This is a genomic window from Acetobacter sp. P5B1 (assembly GCF_018811985.1).
Lineage (GTDB): Bacteria > Pseudomonadota > Alphaproteobacteria > Acetobacterales > Acetobacteraceae > Acetobacter > Acetobacter cerevisiae.
On the sequence record NZ_JACRVS010000003.1, the window covers coordinates 45,960 to 63,742 of the forward strand.

Here is a 17,783-nt window from a genome sequence, read left to right on the forward strand (position 1 = left end):
AAACAGGCCGGGTGAAACTCACCCGACCTGCCCTGTCGACTCAAACGCGAAAAACGCCAGACCTTAGTGAACGGCGGTAATTGCGTTACGGTTCTGGGCCCATGCGCTTTCATCATCACCTTCCTGGGTCGGGCGGTCCTTACCGTAGGAGATGGTGGAGATGCGGGAAGACGCAACGCCTTTGGCAACCAGATAGTCACGGGCTGCATTGGCGCGGCGCTGGCCCAGAGCAATGTTGTATTCTTCCGTGCCACGGTCATCGCAGTTACCGGCGACTTCAACGTTCACCTGCGGATACTGAGCCAGCCAGGAAGCCTGCTTGTCCAGTGTTGCCTGTGCCTCGGAGGTCAGGCCGCTTTTGTTCAGAGCGAACAGCACGCGGTCACCCGCGGTGGCAACCAGATCTTCTTCACTGCCGGGGACAGGGCCGCTCGGCTGGACAGCGGTAGTCGCTGCGCCGTTGGAGTCACCGGTGTTTGCCTTCTCGTGCGCACAGGCAGAGAGAAGGGCAACCATGCTAAGCGCAGCAATATATTTCAGTCTCATGTGTCGGATCCTGAGAATTAGTTCCCAACAGGAACTATTCGGAGAGAAAAAACAGCTTAATGCCTGTATCCCCGCGCATTCCTCTGCTCCCCTCCGAAAACCATCGAAGAGCCGACGAACTGTGGAGACCACCTTGCCCTAAGCCATAGCTCATTCCTCCGGTCAAGCGGGATCTGTTTTTGGCATAGCTGACCTGGCAAAAGCGATGCTGAATAGACACAGAGCCCCCTCTGCACTCCGGTTTTTACCGCAGTTCAGAATTTATCAGCGAATTACCCCGGGGCGCTGAGCAATGCTTCTGCGACGCATTTGCGGCAGTTTTTATGCTTCTTTCATACTGTGGCTTTATTAAGAAAAACGGAACTACTCCCTGATCTTGAGTAGTCATCCATCACTCTTTTTTGTGATTAATCTGGAAGACTGTCCTTTAAAAAACCATAAAGACAGAGTCCGGGATTATTTTTACCCGCCCTGTCAGGCCAACCGACTCGAAGACGTTCTCTTTTTGCGACCATTTTTCAGGCATGGAATGACCAATGGTTGCTCCATTTCAGAGCATGCCACGAAATTCAGTCTTCAAAGAAAAAAAGCAAAGCCGCTCTTAACGCAGAACAACATCTGGCCCTCGGTGCCCTCAAAAGCTTCAGGCAAAAAATCAAACACAAGTATTCTTGGAAACGCAAAAAAAGCCCCGGACTTTCATCCGGGGCTTTGCACCGTTTTATGACAAAACAGACTTATCCGTTGAGCGGTGACCACGCCGGATCGGACGCCTGCCCCGGCGTGGGCAGAACGCGGTCATTAAACCCGGTAATATCCACCATGCCGATGGAGGAGCTAAAGCCTGCGCCCCCTGCTCCGGCACGGCTCTGGCGGCAATAGGCCAGCACACGACCATTAGGGCAGAAGCTCGGGCTTTCCACCGTGAAGCCTTCGGTCATGATGCGTTCACCCGTGCCATCAGGATTCATAACCCCCAGAGAGAAGCTACCATTGGCGATACGGGTAAAGGCGATCAAATCCCCACGCGGAGACCAGACGGGAGAGCCATATGTGCCGTGGCCATAGGAAATCCGCTTCGCACCACCGCCAGAAGCGCTCATGATATAAAGCTGCGGGCTGCCGCCACGGTCAGAGTTGAACACAATCTGAGACCCATCCGGGCTGTAGCACGGACTGGTATCAATCGCGCCGGAAGACGTGATCTGACGGCGAGAGCCGGACGCCAGATCCACCACAAACAGATCAGATCCACCATTGCGTGTCACAGACAGCACAACAGAACGCCCGTCCGGAGAGAACCGCGGTGCGAAGGAAATGCCTGCAAACTCACCCAGAATCTGCTGGCGGCCACTGCCGAGATCAAACAGATACACGCGCGGACGGTTGTTGGCGTAGGACATGAACGCCACCTGATCCTTCACCGGGCTGAAGCGCGGTGTGAGGGTCAGCCATTTGCCCGCCGTCAGCATACGGCTGTTGGCTCCATCCTGATCCATGATCGCCAGACGGGTCGCCTGATGCGCACGCGCACCGGAACGGGAGATGAAAGCGATACGGGTATCAAAGTAGCCTTTTTCACCCAGCATGCGCTCGTAAATAACGTCACCTACAATATGCGCAATCCGTCGCCAGTTGGCAGAAGTGGTCGTATAGGCCGTGCCCTGAATCTGCTGGTGGGTCAGCACATCCCACAGGCGCATTTCTACGCGGACAGAACCGCTGCCCGTCACACTGCCGGTTACCAGCGCCCGCGCGCCCATGGACTTTGCACTGGCAAAATCCGGCGTGCCAGAACCAGCCCCACCGGGAATGACCTTGAACAGCCCGGTATTGGTCAGATCGTTTGTCAGCACTTCCGCAATCTGCGCGCCAAGGCCTCCGCCAAAGTTGGGGACAATAATGGGGATCGGCGCCGTGCGGGCCTGATCAACCGTAATTTCTGCCTCCGGGGCAGCCGTGGCGGCCATACCGGGCAGCGGGGTCATCAGCAGACCACCAGCGGCCACACTGGCTCCCATCAGCGTGCGGCGGCCAAGGGCCGCCACCAGTGTGTCGGCTTCCTGATCAGAAATAAGCGGTCGTGTACTCGTAAGCATCGGTTTTCCTCCAGGTGGCCTGATCAAGGCCTGAACACAAATTTCAACTGCCGGGTCTGGCCCAGAAGGTTTTTGGGGATAGGCAGCCTGGAACAGGTGGGGCTCAGCACTGCTGCCCGCGCCCGTTCCGCCAGCGCCCGGTATGAGGAGTCAGCATTCATCTGCGCCTGCGTCTGCGGAGCAAACTGCACAATACGAGCCTCACCCGTGGCATCCACCGTCACAATCAGGTGCGCGACAAAAGTGGCATAATTTTTGGCCGCCGTATCTTCCGTATAGCAACGGCGCACGGCCCCGCCGATAGCCTTCTGCTCACCAGCGGACAGGCTGCGGGTAATATCCCCGTTGGGCGAACCACCCCCATCGGGTGCCCCACCCTGCGCAGGGTTAGCCTTGGCCTTGGGCGCATGCGTCTGCTTGGTGTCGGACCGGAAAGAATCCAGCGTTTCCAACAGAGAATGCGACTCTTCCTGCGTTTTCTTGGCCTTGTTGGGCTGTGTGATGTGCGACGGCGTGGGCGTGTCCGGCAGCGTGTCCGTCGGTTCCGTAACCGGAGACGGCGGGGCCACACTCGGCGTCGTCTTGGGCGGCGTCGGCGGGGACGGCGGCGTTTTCACCACATCGGGAGACGGCTCATCCGCTTTGGGCGGCACGGGCGTATCCGGCAGCTTTTCAGATTCCGGCACAGGCGGAGGCGGCACCGGCTGGGGCGGTGGTGGCGGAGGCGGCGCTTCCTCGTTCGGGGCTTCCTTGGGGGGCTCCGGCGTGGGGGGCGCATCATTCGGCACAGGAGCCGGTGGTGTGGGTTTGGAAGAAGGCTGGCTGGCCTTGGCCGGAGATCCACCGGAGTCTTCCGGGGCCTCAAACTGCATTTCCACCACCGGAGGAGGTTCTTCCTCCGGTTTAGGCGGGGGCAGAGAAACCAGCAGGGCCAGCAGGAACGCAATATGCGCTCCGCCGGACAGATAGAGACAGCGCCTCAGCACTGTCTGTTCGGAACGGCGTGGCCGCACCATGAAATTTCTCCGCCTCTCTGCGCAGGAGAGTGAGTTAATGGCCGCTGCTGGCGGGTTGTTGCGCCAGCAGAGCCACATGAGTAAAGCCGCCTTCTGTCACCTGCCCCATAACCTGCATCACACGGCCATAATCGATATGGGCATCACCGCGCACAAAGATGCGGTGTGACGGGTCATTGTTGGAAGCAGCCTTCAGCTGGGCAACCAGCTGCTCGGGCGACACTTCAGAATCCCCCAGATACAGGCTGCCATCCGCGCGAATGGACACGGTGATGGGCTTCGTATCGGAATTGACAGGCTTGGCGTCTGTCTTGGGCAGATCCACATTCACGCCGCTGGTCAGCATGGGGGATGTGACCATGAAGATAATCAGCAGAACCAGCATGACGTCGACCATCGGCGTCACGTTGATTTCAGCCATCGGACGCCTGCGACGGCGCCCGCTCCCTCCTGACGGCATGCCCATGACTCAGGCCCTTTCTTCGGACTGGCGGGACAGAATGGCCGCAAACTCGGTGCCAAAGCCCTCCAGCCGATCCTGAAACAGGTCCAGACTGTTGCTGATGACGTTATACGCCACGTAGGACGGCACGGCGGTCAGCAGGCCGATGGCCGTCGCAAACAGAGCTTCAGAAATACCGGGAGCCACAACGCTCAGGTTGGTATTGTGCATGGCGGCAATAGCGCTGAAGGAATGCATGATCCCCCAGACGGTGCCAAACAGACCGACAAACGGAGCCACCGGGCCAACCGTTGCCAGAAAGATTACCCAGCGACGCAGGCGGTCCATTTCACGCGTGACCGTAATGCCAATAGCACGGTCCACACGTTCCTTCACGCCACCGCGCACAAGATCCACACCGGGAATACGGGCAGAACGACGCCATTCTCCCATCGCGGCACCAAAAACGGCAGCCAGCGGATGGACGGGCTTGGCGCCATCGCTTTCATACAGATCATCCAGGCTACCACCGGACCAGAAGCGATCCTCAAAGGCGGTTGCCTGCTTGTTGATCCGCCGCAACGTCACAATTTTATCGAAAATAATGGCCCAGACCATCACGCTACAGAACACCAGTCCCAGCATGACCAGTTTGACCATCAGGGAGGCATTCATAAACAGCCCCCACACCGACAGGTCTCCCGCCGCTGCTACGCCGAGATTTGCCGCGTCAACCGCACGATCCAAAAACGCCTCCTGCCTCTAGCACCCGTCCCGGGCAACCTGTCTGCGACTCGGGCTTGGCTCCACGCGTCCCGGTCGTGCTGTTTTTACTGTCTTCCGCGCAAAAGCAGAAGAGGCCGACTAGACCTCAGCCGCAAGTCCTCGCAAAAGATCACGCCATAATGGCGGGAATCGGGCAGGACGACCATCTTCTGCCCGCACGCAGGCCAGCCTTACGTCCACGCGGGCACAGAAAACGCCATCGCGGGTAAAGACCTGCTCCAGCCGGCAGCTTGCCGCCCCTTCTTCCAGCAGGCGGGTGGTGATCGTCGCTACATCATCAAGCTTGAGCGGCACGCGGTAGTTGATGGTGGCGTCATGCACCACAAACACCAGCCCGTAGTCACTCAGCAGAGAGGCTGCTGGCATGCCAAGACTGCGGATGGCTTCCGTCCGCGCCCGTTCGGCAAACGCCAGATACCGGGCGTGATAGACGATGCCCCCGGCATCGGTGTCCTCATAATAAATACGGAAATCGATTGCATGTGTGGTCATGCGCCGTCCTCTTCGTCAGGCAAAAGATCCATCTGGGCAGAGCGCGGTTCATCCGGTTGCGCAGGCGGTGTCAGGCCAAGGTGACGCCAGCCACGCTCTCCCAGCACACGCCCCCGGCTGGTGCGCAGAACCAGCCCTTCCTGAATCAGATACGGTTCAATGACATCTTCCAGTGTATCACGCGCTTCTGCCAGAGCCGCAGCGAGTGTTTCCACCCCAACCGGCCCACCGTGGTGATACTCTGCTATGCGGCGCAGGTAACGCCTGTCCATGGCGTCCAGCCCCAGCGCATCCACTTCCAGCCGACTGAGGGCCGCATCGGCCACTTCTCGGCTGACGGGCGCACCGCCGGGAGCGATCACGGCGGCAAAATCCCGCACGCGACGCAGCAGGCGGCCCGCAATACGCGGTGTGCCACGAGAGCGCCGGGCGATTTCTTCCGCCCCGGCCTCTGTCAGATTAAAGCCGAGCTTTTCCGCTCCCCGCGCCACAATGGCCCGCAATTCGTCCGGGGTGTAGAAGACCAGCCGCAGAGGAATACCAAACCGATCCCGCAGCGGGGTCGCCAGCAGTCCGGCGCGGGTGGTAGCTGCCACAAGGGTGAAAGGTGGCAGATCAATCCGCACGGAGCGGGCTGCCGGGCCTTCCCCGATAATCAGATCGAGCTGAAAATCCTCCATCGCGGGATAAAGAATTTCCTCGATAGCGGGCTGAAGACGGTGGATTTCATCAATAAACAGCACATCACGCGGCTGAAGATTGGTCAGAATGGCGGCAAGGTCCCCGGCCCGCTGAATCACTGGGCCAGAAGTTGCCCGAAAGCCAACCCCGAGTTCCCGTGAGACAATCTGCGCCAGCGTGGTTTTGCCCAGCCCCGGCGGTCCGTGCAGCAGCACATGGTCCAGCGCTTCGCCGCGCTGGCGGGCTGCGGCAATAAAAATCGACAGATTTTCACGGCTGGATTTCTGGCCGGTAAAATCGGCCAGTGTTTGCGGACGGAGAGAAGCTTCCGCTCCATCCTCATCCCGGCGGGAGGGATCAATCTCCCGCTCCGGGGTAAATTCTGCGCCGCTCATCGCGCCAGAGCTTTCAGGCTATCCCGCAACACGGTGTCCAGCGAGGCGGCAGCCCCCTGTTCGTCCATCAACCGTTTGATAACGGGAGCCGCTTCCGACCGACGGAACCCAAGCCCAGCCAGTGCCAGCAACGCATCAGCCTCAATCCCGCCACCTGGCGTGGCGCTGGCAGGCACCACAATGCCCCCGCCGCCACCGGGCATCTTGGCCGCACGGTCCCGCAGTTCTGTTAGAATACGTTCTGCCAGACGGCCGCCCACACCGGGGGCGCGGGTCAGAGAGGCTTTGTCCGATGTTGTAAGGGCCGCGACCAGTTCACCCGGAGACAGGGTGGAAAGCATCCCCAGCGCGACTTTTGCGCCCACGCCCTGCACGCTGGTCAGCAGGCGAAACCACTCGCGCTCTGCACTTTCTACAAAGCCGTAGAGCAGAATCGCGTCTTCCCGCACGACGGTTTCAATCAGCACGCGGGCTTTTTCGGGAGGGTTCGGCAGAGCCGCAAGAGTGCGGGTGGAGGCCGCGACCAGATAACCGACGCCATTCACGTCGATCACGCAGCTCCCCAACTCCACCTGAATGACCAGTCCGCTCAGAAATGCAATCATGCCATTCTTACCCCGGCTGCAATATGGCGGGCACTGGCCCGATGGTGGGCATGGCAAATGGCGATTGCCAGCGCATCCGACGCATCAGCCCGTGCCACCTTAACCCCCGGCAGGAGGCGGCGCACCATCATTTCAACCTGATCTTTATCCGCAGACCCTGTGCCAACCACGGCCTTCTTGACGGCCAACGCGCCATATTCCGCCACCGGCAGGCCGGCCAGTGCCGGAACCACCAACGCCACACCGCGGGCATAGCCCAGCTTGAGCGTGGCCGTGCCGTTGCGATTGACATACGTCTCTTCCACCGCGGCTTCCGCCGGGTTGAGGCGGTCAATCAGGATTGTCAGGTTTTCATGCAGGACTTTCAGCCGGTCTGGCACACTGTCCGCACTGTTGGTTGCGATCACGCCGTTTTCGACGTGCCGCAACCGATTACCCTCGACATCAATCACCCCCCAGCCTGTAAAGCGCAGGCCGGGGTCAATGCCGAGCAGGCGTACCACCGTCAGGCTGACAGCTTTTCGGCAAGCTCGTCCGACAGATCAAAGTTGGCATAGACGTTCTGCACGTCGTCATGATCTTCCAGCACGTCCAGCAGCTTGAACAGGGTCCGGGCCTTTTCTTCATCAAGGCTGACCGTGTTTTCCGGACGCCAGTCCAGCTTGGCACTTTCCGGCTCACCAAAGCGGGTTTCCAGAGAATCCCGGACGGTGAAGAAGGCTTCGACCTCACAGGTGATTTCATGCGTCGTGTCGGAAGAGACAACGTTTTCCGCACCGGCTTCAATCGCGGCTTCCAGCATCTCATCTTCAGACGCAACGGACAGCGGGTAGGTAATCACACCCAGACGGCGGAACATGAAGGAAACGGAGTTGGTTTCCCCCAGAGAGCCACCGTATTTGGAGAAGGCTGCGCGCACATCAGACGCCGTACGGTTGCGGTTGTCGGTCAGACCTTCAACAATCACAGCTACACCCGCCGGGCCGTAACCCTCGTACCGCACTTCAATATAGTCTTCACCACCCGCAGCGCCGGACGCCTTTTTAATGGCGCGGTCAATGGTGTCCTTGGGCATGTTGACATCACGAGCGGCCGTAATGGCGGACCGCAGGCGCGGGTTGGATGCCGGGTCAGGCAGGCCGGAGCGGGTCGCTACAGTCAGTTCGCGGATGATCTTGGCAAACTGCTTGGACCGCTTGGCGTCCTGCGCGCCCTTGCGATGCATAATGTTCTTAAATTGGGAATGACCCGCCATTTTCTCTTACCCTGTCCGTCGGCCCCGGCGCGTCTTAAACCAGACGGCCGTGGCAATGCTTATATTTCTTCCCTGACCCGCATGGGCATGGTGCGTTGCGCGGTGTTTCCCCCCAGCTTGAGGGATCATCCGGCATGATTGCACTTGCACCGATGGGCGTTGCCATTTCCGGTGCGGCTCCGGGGGAAAGACCGGGGCCGGCCTCAGATGCAAATCCCGGAATTTCCGGGCTGGCGTGAATTTCAGCCGTGTTGGCAAACGGGTCCACAGTTTCCTGCGGTGCCACTTCTACCCGCGCCATCAGAGAGACCACACGCTCGCGCATCTCTTCCAGCATGATGGTGAACAGCTGGAAGGCTTCGTGCTTGTACTCGTTCAGCGGATCTTTCTGACCATAGGCGCGCAGACCAATCCCCTGACGCAGCTGATCAAGCGCATGCAGATGCTCTTTCCACACCCCGTCATAGGTGGTCATCAGCACCTGCTTTTCAATAAAGCGCATCAGATCCGGGCCGAGGTTGGCAGCACGGGCAGCCTGGGCCTGTATGGCAGCCTGACTAATCCGGTTTGCCACTTCCTCAGCGTCCATCCCGTCTTCTTTCGCCCACTCCGCAATGGGCAGATCCAGCGCCAGAGTTTCCTGCGCGGCCTTGGTCAGCCCCTCGACATCCCACTGCTCAGCAAAGGATTTTTCGGGGATATGGCGGGCGACCATGGCATCCACCACATCTTCCCGCGCTTCATTAACAATACCGGAGACGTCTTCTGTCGCCATATATTCCCGGCGCTGCGCGTAAACTTCCTTACGCTGGTCGTTCATCACGTCATCATATTTGAGCGTGTTTTTGCGCATGTCGAAGTTGCGGGCTTCGACCTTCTTTTGCGCCCGTTCCAGCGCCTTGCTCAGCCAGGGGTGAACAATGGCTTCCCCTTCCTTCATGCCCATTTTCTGGAACATGCCGCCCATACGGTCAGACCCGAAAATCCGCATCAGGTCATCTTGCAGGGAGATAAAGAAGTGTGAGTTACCCGGGTCACCCTGACGGCCAGCACGACCACGCAGCTGGTTATCAATCCGGCGGCTTTCATGCCGCTCGGTGCCGATCACAAACAGACCGCCTGCCGCTTTGACAATATCATGGTCACGCGCAACGCGCTCCCGGATTGCCTGCGCCGCGGCATCGCGTTCCGGCCCCTCTTCCATGCCGTCCAGCTCCTGGCCGATCAGCATTTCCACGTTGCCGCCCAGTTTGATGTCCGTCCCACGGCCCGCCATGTTGGTGGCAATGGTAATGGCACCGGGAGCCCCGGCCTGCGCGACAATCTTCGCTTCCATTTCATGGAAACGGGCGTTCAGCACGTTATGGGGGATACCTTCCTGCTTCAGCAGTTCAGACAGCGCTTCACTTTTCTCAATGGACGTGGTGCCGACCAGAATAGGCTGGCCGCGCTCATGCACCGTGTTGATCAGCTTGACGACCGCACCGAACTTTTCGGCTTCCGTCAGATAGATCTCGTCGTCTTCATCCTTACGGGCCACCGGACGGTTGGTGGGAATTTCCACCACATCCAGCTTGTAGATTTCAGCAAACTCGTCGGCCTCGGTCATGGCCGTTCCGGTCATGCCGGAGAGCTTGGGGTAAAGACGGAAGAAGTTCTGGAAGGTAATGGAGGCGAGGGTCTGGTTCTCCTGCTGAACCTCCACATGCTCCTTGGCTTCCAGCGCCTGATGCAGGCCATCGGAATACCGGCGGCCTTCCATCATACGGCCGGTGAATTCGTCAATAATGACGACTTTCCCGCCCCGCACGATGTAGTCCACATCCCGTGAGAACAGCGTATGCGCCCGCAGGGACTGCTGCACATGGTGTACCACGGCGACATGATGCAGGTCATACAACCCGCCTTCATCCAGCACACCAGCGGCGCGGAGCAGTTCCTCAACCTTGTCGGACCCGGCATCCGTCAGCACAACGCTGCGGAACTTCTCATCCTTGTCAAAGGTTTCAGGGTCCTGCACCAGCTGCGCGACGACTTCGTCCACAGAGCGGTAGAGGTCTGAGCTGTCTTCAGCCGGGCCGGAGATGATCAGCGGGGTCCGCGCTTCGTCAATCAGGATGGAGTCCACCTCATCCACAATGGCGTGGTAGAAGGGGCGCTGAACCATCTCTTCCAGGCGATATTTCATGTTATCGCGCAGGTAGTCGAAGCCGAATTCGTTGTTGGTGCCGTAGGTGATGTCCGCGGCGTAAGCTTCCCGACGCGCTTCATCGGGCATGTTGGGCACAATTGTGCCCGTGGTCAGGCCAAGAAAATTATACAGCCGCCCCATCTCGGCGGCGTCACGCGCGGCGAGATAGTCGTTCACCGTCACCACATGCACGCCTTTACCAGCCAGTGCGCTGAGGTAGACGGCCAGCGTGGCGACAAGGGTCTTGCCCTCACCGGTGCGCATTTCGGCAATCTTGCCTGCATGCATCACCATGCCGCCAATCAGCTGCACATCAAAGTGGCGCATCCCCAGCACACGGCGAGACGCCTCCCGCGTGACAGCAAAGGCTTCTGGCAGAAGGTTATCCAGAGTAGCCCCTTTGGCCAGCCGTTCCCGGAATTCTCCGGTTTTGGCAGCCAAAGCAGCGTCGTCCAGCGCCTGCATTTGGGGTTCCAGGGCGTTGATTTCCGGCACGCGGCGCTGGAACATCTTGAGCGTCCGGTCATTGGCAGTGCCGAACAGGGCGCGGACGAAGCTTGCGAGCATGAAAACCTTTCCGGGACAATGCGCGATTTCTCCTGTTTTCCATCCGGAACCAGACCGGCGAAAACATGAGGAGAACATCAGCATGGAGTGGCTCGGCTGCAAAATAGGACCCGGACCCGTTTCGGTCAACCAATCAGCCGTGTTTCTTCCCTCAGGGCAGGTCAGAGGGCTTGCAGGGCAGAATAGCCTCCTTCATAGATGATTGAGCAATTTTCCTTTGTTTAAGGTTTGTCCTCATGCGTTTTTCCACCAAGGCCTCAGCTCTTGCAGCCACGGCCCTGATTGCCTCAGCCGTTCTTTCTGCACCCTCTTTTGCAGCCCCGGCTACGGCCCCGGCAGCAGCTCCTGCCCCGCAGGCCTCAGCTCCCGCAGCTCCCCCGGCAGATCCCAAGGCGGTTGTCGCGACAGTCAACGGTGAGAAAATCACGATTGCGGACGTGCAGGACGCAGTCGGCAACATGCCTGACCAGATGCGTCAGCTGCCCCCCAACGTGATCTACCCGATGCTGATCAACCAGCTGGCAGACCAGAAAGCCATCCAGATTGCCGCCCACAAGGATGGCCTGGACAAGTCTGCTGAAGTGAAAAAGATCATGGATGCCGCTGCAGCCAACGCCCTGCAGAACGCCTGGCTCTCCCGCGAAGTCATGCCGCACCTGACCGATGCCGAAATTCAGGCTGACTATCAGCAGAACTATGCTGGCAAGCCGCCGGAACAGGAAGTGCATGCCCGCCATATTCTGGTGAAGACGGAAGCCGAAGCACAGGACGTCATCAAGAAACTCAAAGCGGGTGAAGACTTCGCCAAGCTGGCTGCTCAGGTATCCACCGATACGGGCAGCGCCAAGCAGAATGGCGGCGACCTCGGCTGGTTCAAGAAACAGGACATGATCCCGGCGTTCTCCGATGCCGCTTTCGCCATGAAAAAGGGCGAAATCAGCAGCACCCCGGTCAAGAGCCAGTATGGTTTCCATGTTATTCAGGTGCTCGACACGCGCACGGACCCGATCCCGTCTCTGGATTCCGTCAAGGGCAAGATCCGTCAGTCTCTGATCCAGAAATACGTGCGTGAAGCCGTCGCCAAAGCAACCGCAGGCGTCAAGATCGTGCGTTTTGATCCCACCACAGGCAAGCCGCTGCCGGACGCTCCCGCTCCTGCCGCTGCCCCTGCAAAAAAATAATTTTCACTCCAGACTGACTAGCCCCGCCAGCCTGCTGGCGGGGTTTGCCGCTTCCAAGGACTTCGCGTTATGGCGCACGCTCTCCCCGTCTCCCCCCTCGCTCGGCCTCTTCCGGAACTGAAGGAGGTGCGCGGGGTGCGCCTTGGCGCAGCTGAAGCTTGCATTCGCTACAAAGGCCGGACTGATCTTGTTCTGGCTGAATTTGCACCGGGCACCACGGTGGCCGGTGTCTTTACCCGTTCCAAATGCCCCGGCGCACCGGTTGACTGGTGCCGCGACAGCCTCCCCACAGGGGAAGCCCGCGCCCTCGTGGTCAATGCCGGGAACGCCAACGTTTTCACCGGCCGCGCGGGCCGTGAAACCTGTAAGGCCACGGCTGAGGCAGCCGCCCAGCTTGCTGGCTGCACGCCGCAGGCGGTTTACCTCGCCTCCACCGGCGTTATTGGTGAAATTCTGCCGCATGAGCGCATGACGGCGGCTCTCCCCGCCCTGCATGACGCACTCTCTGAAAATGGCTGGGAAGCCGCCGCCCGTGGCATCATGACCACAGATACCTTCCCCAAAGCCGCCGTGCGCACCGCAAAGCTGAACGGCACGGATGTCATTATTCAGGGTATCGCCAAAGGCAGCGGCATGGTCGCGCCAGACATGGCCACCATGCTGGCTTTTGTCGCCACCGATGCCGCCCTGCCTGCCTCTGTTCTGCAAGCCCTGCTGTCCGAAGGGGTCAAAACGACCTTCAACTGCATTACGGTTGATTCGGATACCTCCACCTCGGACATGGTGCTGCTGTTTGCCACCGGTGCTGCTGGCAATGATGAGCTTTCCGCCAGCACGCAGGCCAACGCCGCAGCCCTGACGGATTTCCGTGAGGCCCTGCAGGCCGTGCTGCATGATCTGTCCCAGCTTGTTATTCGGGATGGCGAAGGGGCAACCAAGCTCATGACCATCACCGTAACCGGTGCCGTTTCTGACGACTCCGCCTGGCGCGTCGCCATGGCCATTGGCAATTCTCCGCTGGTGAAAACCGCTGTCGCCGGGGAAGACGCCAACTGGGGCCGTGTCGTGATGGCCGTTGGCAAATGCGGAGAACCGGCAGACCGCGATACGCTGTCCGTCTCCATCGGCGGTGTGTGCATTGCGCGTGAAGGCACTGTTGTGCCCGGCTATGATGAGACGCCGGTTGTGGCCCACATGAAGGGTCATGAAATCGACATCGACGTGGATCTCGGTCTTGGCGATGGCAAAGCCCGCGCATGGAGCTGTGATCTGACCCACGGCTATATTGATATCAATGGATCATACCGGAGCTGACCGCGCTTCATCGCGCTTTAAGGAACAGGCCTGATGTCTTCTTCCGCTTTTCCTCCCGGCTGGGGGCAACCGTCTGGCGCACAAAACGGGGCAGGTTTCCCACAAGGGAATGGTAGCCAGCCTGTCTGGATTTATGCCGGGTTCTGGTGGCGCGTCTGGGCCTTCCTTATCGACAGCATTATCCTCACTGCGATGGATGCCGTTCTGGGATATTTCATCCTGCCGGACTTCAAGGTCCAGTGGGAAGAACTCCCCATCCCTGACAGTTCCGGCCAGACCGTGGATGTGGTGGACATTGCGCAACGCGTGCAGCCTGACACCATTTCCGTGCTCATCCCCCATATTCAGGTCGGTCACTGGCATCTGCCGGGGCTCCTGATGGCGCTGGTCCCGGCCCTGTATTTCATTCTGTTTGAGTCCTCCCGCTTCCGCGCCACACCGGGCAAGCGGTTGTGTCAGCTGGAAGTCACCACCCTGCAGGGTGAGCGCATTTCCATTGCGCGGGCGACTGTGCGGTTCCTGATCAAGGCGTTCATCTCCTTCCCCTTCTTCCACATTGGGGTGCTGATGGTGGCCTTCACGCGCCAGAAACAGGGACTGCATGATCTGATTGCCGGAACGCTGGTCCTTCGCGCGGAAAACAGCCAGATCGTCACGTTCGACCGCCGTATGTAGTCCCCCATCTGGCGGCACATCAGGCCTTCGGCTGCGCACCTTGTTACCGCCAGATTTGCCCCTTACCATTTCTTCACACAGGGGGCCTGTAGTGTGCCCCTTTCCTGACCGACATTTTAAACAAGGATACGGCACGCCATGGCGGCAGAGAGCCTGCACCAGAGCACGACCCGAGCCCTCACGGCTTCTCCACCTTTTTCTCTAGCCAGATTTGCCCTCGGGCTTTGCTTTGTCTGCCTTCTGGTTTTCGGGATTGCGCCCCGGCTGAGCAGCCAGGCTCTGGCCGCTGATACGGCTCCTGCCGCCGCTCCGGCAGCAGGAGCCTCCACAGGGAACCTCAGCCGTCAGGATGCGGAACAGCTCCTCAGCGTTCTGAACGACCCCAAAAAGCGGCAGGATTTCACCAATACCCTGACGCTCATGGCCAAAGGCCTGCCTGTTGCGCAGCCCGCCGCAGCGCCTGCCGCCAAAAAAGACAATCCCACCGCGGTGATTGACAGTGACGTCAACTCCGAACTGGACGGTCTGACGACTGCCATGCGGGGTTACACCCAGAATTTTACGGCGCTGTTCAAGGATTTACGGTCAGTCGGCACGTGGTTCCATCAGCAAATCAGCAATCCGCAGTCTCGTCAGACTCTGATTGATGCGTTCAGTCGCGCCCTGATCATCATGCTGGTGGCTCTTGCTCTGGAACGGGCCACAAGCCTGCTGCTTAAAAAGCCACTGAATTCTGTAACAGCCCACGCCGAAACGCGTGAGCGCAAACAGGAAGCCGCCGTTGCGGTGGAAAATGTGCAGGCTGCCACCTCCACCCCGGATGGTGACAACACCAAAACCCGCGCCGATGACCAGCGCCGCCGTAATGAGGTGATGCGTTACCTCATCCGGGTTCCTTACAATGCTCTGCATTTCCTGCTTAAGCTGCTGCCCGTCGCGGTCTTCCTGGGCCTGGGTTATCTGGGAGCGGAATTCCTGACGACCACCCAGCAGGCCAGCACCGTCACCATCACACTGACCAACGCTTACGTGGTGGCCCGCTGCCTGTATCTGCTGGTTGAAACCGCTCTGGCACCGCGCTCACCCGCCATCCGTCTGGCTCCTGCCAAAGATGATACGGCACGGATGCTTACCCGCTGGTGGAACGTGCTGGTGGCAGCGCCCTCACTGGTCATCTGTCTGTCTACACTGGGGAGCGAGTTCAATCTGGCTCCGCGTGGCACGGAAGCCATGCTGCGCGCGGTGGTGCTGATCCAGCACCTGATTATTGCCGCGTTCATCTGGCGGGTCCGGCATATTGTGGCCAATGCGCTCCAACCCTCCGACAACATGCGCAAAAAAGCCTTCTGGGCCTTTGTGGGCACCATTGCGCGCTTCTGGTGGATTCCGGTCCTGTTTCTGGATATCGCGCTGTGGTTCGTCTGGGCGGCACACCTGAAGGGTGGGTATCAGTGGATTCTGCGCGGCACGGGCCTGACCTTTGCCTTTCTGGTCCTGTCCCGTCTGGTGGCGGTGCTGGCCTATGGCATGCAGGACCGTCTGTTTCGGATTAGTGATACGGTTGAGGCGGAATATCCCGGCCTGCAGAAACGGGCGGATTATTACTACCCGTTCGTGCGCCGTGTGCTGACCATTGTCATCGTGTTCATGACCTGCGTGATCATCGCGCAGAGCTGGGGCCTGCCGAGCTTCCAGTTCTTCTTCCACTCTCCGCTGGGCTCACGTCTGGTCGGGGCGGCTCTCAGTCTGGCCATTGGGGCAACCATTGCCGCCTTGGCATGGGAAGTCATCAATGGTCTGCTGAACAAGCAGATCGACCGTTATACCTCATCCTCTCAGGCCTCCCGCGCGACACGTCTGCGCACCGTGCTGCCTATTATCCGTACTGTGCTGCTGGCCATCATCATCATCGTGGTCTCGGTCACCACCCTCTCGCAGATTGGCATTAACGTCACACCGCTGCTGACGGGTGCGGGAATTATGGGTGTGGGTCTGTCCTTCGGTTCCCAGAGTCTGGTCAAGGACGTTATCACCGGCTTCTTCATGCTGGCGGAAGATGCCATTCAGGTGGGTGACTGGGTGACCACCGGGGGTGTCTCCGGCACGGTGGAACATCTGTCCATCCGGACGCTGCGTGTGCGCTCCATTGATGGTGACCTGCACATCATCCCGTTCTCTTCCGTGACATCCATTGCCAACACGGGCCGCGGCTTCAACCAGATTATCGTCAAACAGGTGCTGGATCTGAGCGAAGACTCCGTGAAAGTCGCCAAGCTGATGGCCAGCGTTGTGGCCCAGATGCGGACCGAAGATGCCTTCAGCCACATGATCTTCTCGGATTATGCTGATCTGGGTGTGGATAAAACGGACAGCAACGGCGCTGTGCTGGTCGGTGCCATCAAGACTGCGCCGATGATGAAGTGGAAGGTGCAGCGTGAATTCTACCGCCGTCTGGCCAACCTGATGGTCGAAGCCGGGGTGAAATTCTACACCCCCACGTCCTATTACACCACGCCGCCGGGCAACAGCATGCATCTGGCTGTGGACGATGTGCCGGATACCATGACGCCAGCCGCCCATGCGCAGCAGCCTAAGCCTGTTGCCCCTGAGCCTGTGCCTCAGCCCTCCGCTGAAGAAAAAAAGGCGATTGAAGCCGCAGAAAAATCTGACACAGGCCTGCAAAAGCCTGAAGATGAAAGCTCCCCTGCTGCTGCTTTTGGAGAAGGTCCGCCCCATGCCTGACGCCCGCCCACACTCCCTCCCGCCAGCGGCCTTAAAACCGCTGGAAGCCCTTGAAGCGCCGCTTGGTCAGAACGGTTTTGCCTATGAGCAGGCCTCTGCCATCCGCCCGCTGCTGGAGCAATTCGGGATGGAGCGATGGGAGGAATTCGCAGAAAGCTGGAATCATCTGGGAGTTGATCGCTACATGGCAGATGGCGGCCGTTACCGCCGCCGCCGCCACGCGACCTTCACCCTGACGGAAGACCAGATTCTCAGAAAGCCGCATCAGCCGCATTATCAGAGCCGGGATTACAACACCCTTAATGGTGGAATTGAACGCTGGTTCAAGGCCATTACCCCCGCCATAGTGGAGCACCCGGCGCTGCTCGCAGTGCTCCGGCTAACGCAGCATATTGCGGATGATCTGACTCCGCAGACCCAGCGCCCTGTGGCCTGGCATGCGGAAGTGCATCAGTTCCGGATTGAAGCAAGCCCGGACTCAGCCGGGCGCCCCACCCCGGAAGGTCTGCACCGTGACGGCGTGGACTGGGTCTGTGTGATGATGGTGCGCCGGGAAAATATTGCCCGAGGGGAAACGACTATTCACGACCTTAACCGCCAGCCGGTCGGCAGCTTTACGCTGACAGACCCGATGGATACGGCGCTGGTGAATGACAGCCGGGTTTATCATGGTGTGACGCCAGTCAAGCCGGTTGACCCGACCCACCCGGCCTATCGGGACGTTCTGGTCGTCACCCTCCGGCACGAATAAGCCAGATGCCTCAGAAAAAAAATATTCCATAAAAAACAGGCCCAG

At 59.5% G+C, this 17,783-nt stretch carries 16 protein-coding genes; 5 read left to right on the forward strand and 11 right to left on the reverse strand.

Annotated features, from left to right (window positions below):
* Positions 1 to 63 precede the first annotated feature (63 nt).
* From pal to secA, 11 genes are all read right to left on the reverse strand, one after another.
* On the reverse strand, positions 64 to 546 hold the full coding sequence (gene pal / locus KP703_RS02955) for a peptidoglycan-associated lipoprotein Pal (RefSeq protein WP_062141360.1): 483 nt from the start codon (positions 544 to 546) through the stop codon (positions 64 to 66).
* A 737-nt stretch (positions 547 to 1,283) separates the two neighbouring features.
* Entirely contained in the window at positions 1,284 to 2,645 is a 1,362-nt protein-coding gene (gene tolB, locus KP703_RS02960; protein WP_062248635.1) for a Tol-Pal system beta propeller repeat protein TolB, read from the reverse strand.
* Positions 2,646 to 2,668: 23 nt separating this feature from the next.
* Positions 2,669 to 3,661: a hypothetical protein gene (locus KP703_RS02965; protein WP_062141364.1), complete on the reverse strand. Its 993-nt coding sequence runs from the start codon at positions 3,659 to 3,661 to the stop codon at positions 2,669 to 2,671.
* Between the two features lie 34 nt (positions 3,662 to 3,695).
* A complete protein-coding gene (tolR, locus tag KP703_RS02970) occupies positions 3,696 to 4,127 on the reverse strand; it encodes a protein TolR (RefSeq protein ID WP_025827084.1) in 432 nt (143 codons plus the stop codon).
* A 3-nt stretch (positions 4,128 to 4,130) separates the two neighbouring features.
* Positions 4,131 to 4,850 (reverse strand): protein TolQ, encoded by a 720-nt coding sequence (gene tolQ / locus KP703_RS02975; protein WP_043550320.1) that lies wholly within the window; start codon positions 4,848 to 4,850, stop codon positions 4,131 to 4,133.
* 117 nt (positions 4,851 to 4,967) lie between these two features.
* Positions 4,968 to 5,381 carry a YbgC/FadM family acyl-CoA thioesterase gene (locus KP703_RS02980; protein WP_043550321.1) on the reverse strand — a complete coding sequence of 138 codons (414 nt, stop codon included), beginning with the start codon at positions 5,379 to 5,381 and terminating at the stop codon, positions 4,968 to 4,970.
* On the reverse strand, positions 5,378 to 6,457 hold the full coding sequence (gene ruvB / locus KP703_RS02985; protein ID WP_043550322.1) for a Holliday junction branch migration DNA helicase RuvB: 1,080 nt from the start codon (positions 6,455 to 6,457) through the stop codon (positions 5,378 to 5,380). The genes KP703_RS02980 and ruvB overlap by 4 nt, the downstream gene beginning before the upstream one ends.
* Complete coding sequence (gene ruvA, locus KP703_RS02990) at positions 6,454 to 7,062, reverse strand: Holliday junction branch migration protein RuvA (protein ID WP_062248639.1); 609 nt, start codon at positions 7,060 to 7,062, stop codon at positions 6,454 to 6,456. The genes ruvB and ruvA overlap by 4 nt, the downstream gene beginning before the upstream one ends.
* Positions 7,059 to 7,565, reverse strand: coding sequence for a crossover junction endodeoxyribonuclease RuvC (gene ruvC, locus KP703_RS02995; protein ID WP_043550325.1), 507 nt, complete (start codon positions 7,563 to 7,565; stop codon positions 7,059 to 7,061). Before ruvC ends, ruvA begins: the two co-directional genes overlap by 4 nt.
* A 2-nt stretch (positions 7,566 to 7,567) precedes the next feature.
* Positions 7,568 to 8,317, reverse strand: coding sequence for a YebC/PmpR family DNA-binding transcriptional regulator (locus KP703_RS03000; protein ID WP_062141372.1), 750 nt, complete (start codon positions 8,315 to 8,317; stop codon positions 7,568 to 7,570).
* Positions 8,318 to 8,351: 34 nt separating this feature from the next.
* On the reverse strand, positions 8,352 to 11,075 hold the full coding sequence (gene secA, locus KP703_RS03005) for a preprotein translocase subunit SecA (RefSeq protein ID WP_062248641.1): 2,724 nt from the start codon (positions 11,073 to 11,075) through the stop codon (positions 8,352 to 8,354).
* A 236-nt stretch (positions 11,076 to 11,311) separates the two neighbouring features.
* On the opposite strand from secA, the gene KP703_RS03010 reads away from it, so the two are divergent.
* The 5 genes from KP703_RS03010 to KP703_RS03030 all read left to right on the forward strand — a co-directional run bounded on the left by KP703_RS03010 (position 11,312) and on the right by KP703_RS03030 (position 17,738).
* Positions 11,312 to 12,256: a peptidylprolyl isomerase gene (locus KP703_RS03010; RefSeq protein WP_062141377.1), complete on the forward strand. Its 945-nt coding sequence runs from the start codon at positions 11,312 to 11,314 to the stop codon at positions 12,254 to 12,256.
* 69 nt (positions 12,257 to 12,325) lie between these two features.
* Positions 12,326 to 13,570, forward strand: coding sequence for a bifunctional glutamate N-acetyltransferase/amino-acid acetyltransferase ArgJ (gene argJ, locus KP703_RS03015; RefSeq protein WP_215753765.1), 1,245 nt, complete (start codon positions 12,326 to 12,328; stop codon positions 13,568 to 13,570).
* A gap of 33 nt (positions 13,571 to 13,603) precedes the next feature.
* Complete coding sequence (locus KP703_RS03020) at positions 13,604 to 14,245, forward strand: RDD family protein (protein ID WP_062248646.1); 642 nt, start codon at positions 13,604 to 13,606, stop codon at positions 14,243 to 14,245.
* A 138-nt stretch (positions 14,246 to 14,383) separates the two neighbouring features.
* Positions 14,384 to 16,987 (forward strand): mechanosensitive ion channel family protein, encoded by a 2,604-nt coding sequence (locus KP703_RS03025; protein WP_215753766.1) that lies wholly within the window; start codon positions 14,384 to 14,386, stop codon positions 16,985 to 16,987.
* Positions 16,980 to 17,738, forward strand: coding sequence for a 2OG-Fe dioxygenase family protein (locus KP703_RS03030; protein ID WP_215753767.1), 759 nt, complete (start codon positions 16,980 to 16,982; stop codon positions 17,736 to 17,738). Before KP703_RS03025 ends, KP703_RS03030 begins: the two co-directional genes overlap by 8 nt.
* The last annotated feature ends 45 nt before the right edge of the window (positions 17,739 to 17,783 follow it).

Coding starts and splice junctions, on each gene's coding strand:
- pal (WP_062141360.1), bottom strand. CDS start 546: ATGAGACTGAAATATATTGCTGCGCTTAGCATGGTTGCCCTTCTCTCT.
- tolB (WP_062248635.1), bottom strand. CDS start 2,645: ATGCTTACGAGTACACGACCGCTTATTTCTGATCAGGAAGCCGACACA.
- KP703_RS02965 (WP_062141364.1), bottom strand. CDS start 3,661: ATGGTGCGGCCACGCCGTTCCGAACAGACAGTGCTGAGGCGCTGTCTC.
- tolR (WP_025827084.1), bottom strand. CDS start 4,127: ATGGGCATGCCGTCAGGAGGGAGCGGGCGCCGTCGCAGGCGTCCGATG.
- KP703_RS02980 (WP_043550321.1), bottom strand. CDS start 5,381: ATGACCACACATGCAATCGATTTCCGTATTTATTATGAGGACACCGAT.
- ruvB (WP_043550322.1), bottom strand. CDS start 6,457: ATGAGCGGCGCAGAATTTACCCCGGAGCGGGAGATTGATCCCTCCCGC.
- ruvA (WP_062248639.1), bottom strand. CDS start 7,062: ATGATTGCATTTCTGAGCGGACTGGTCATTCAGGTGGAGTTGGGGAGC.
- KP703_RS03000 (WP_062141372.1), bottom strand. CDS start 8,317: ATGGCGGGTCATTCCCAATTTAAGAACATTATGCATCGCAAGGGCGCG.
- secA (WP_062248641.1), bottom strand. CDS start 11,075: ATGCTCGCAAGCTTCGTCCGCGCCCTGTTCGGCACTGCCAATGACCGG.
- KP703_RS03010 (WP_062141377.1), top strand. CDS start 11,312: ATGCGTTTTTCCACCAAGGCCTCAGCTCTTGCAGCCACGGCCCTGATT.
- argJ (WP_215753765.1), top strand. CDS start 12,326: ATGGCGCACGCTCTCCCCGTCTCCCCCCTCGCTCGGCCTCTTCCGGAA.
- KP703_RS03020 (WP_062248646.1), top strand. CDS start 13,604: ATGTCTTCTTCCGCTTTTCCTCCCGGCTGGGGGCAACCGTCTGGCGCA.
- KP703_RS03025 (WP_215753766.1), top strand. CDS start 14,384: ATGGCGGCAGAGAGCCTGCACCAGAGCACGACCCGAGCCCTCACGGCT.
- KP703_RS03030 (WP_215753767.1), top strand. CDS start 16,980: ATGCCTGACGCCCGCCCACACTCCCTCCCGCCAGCGGCCTTAAAACCG.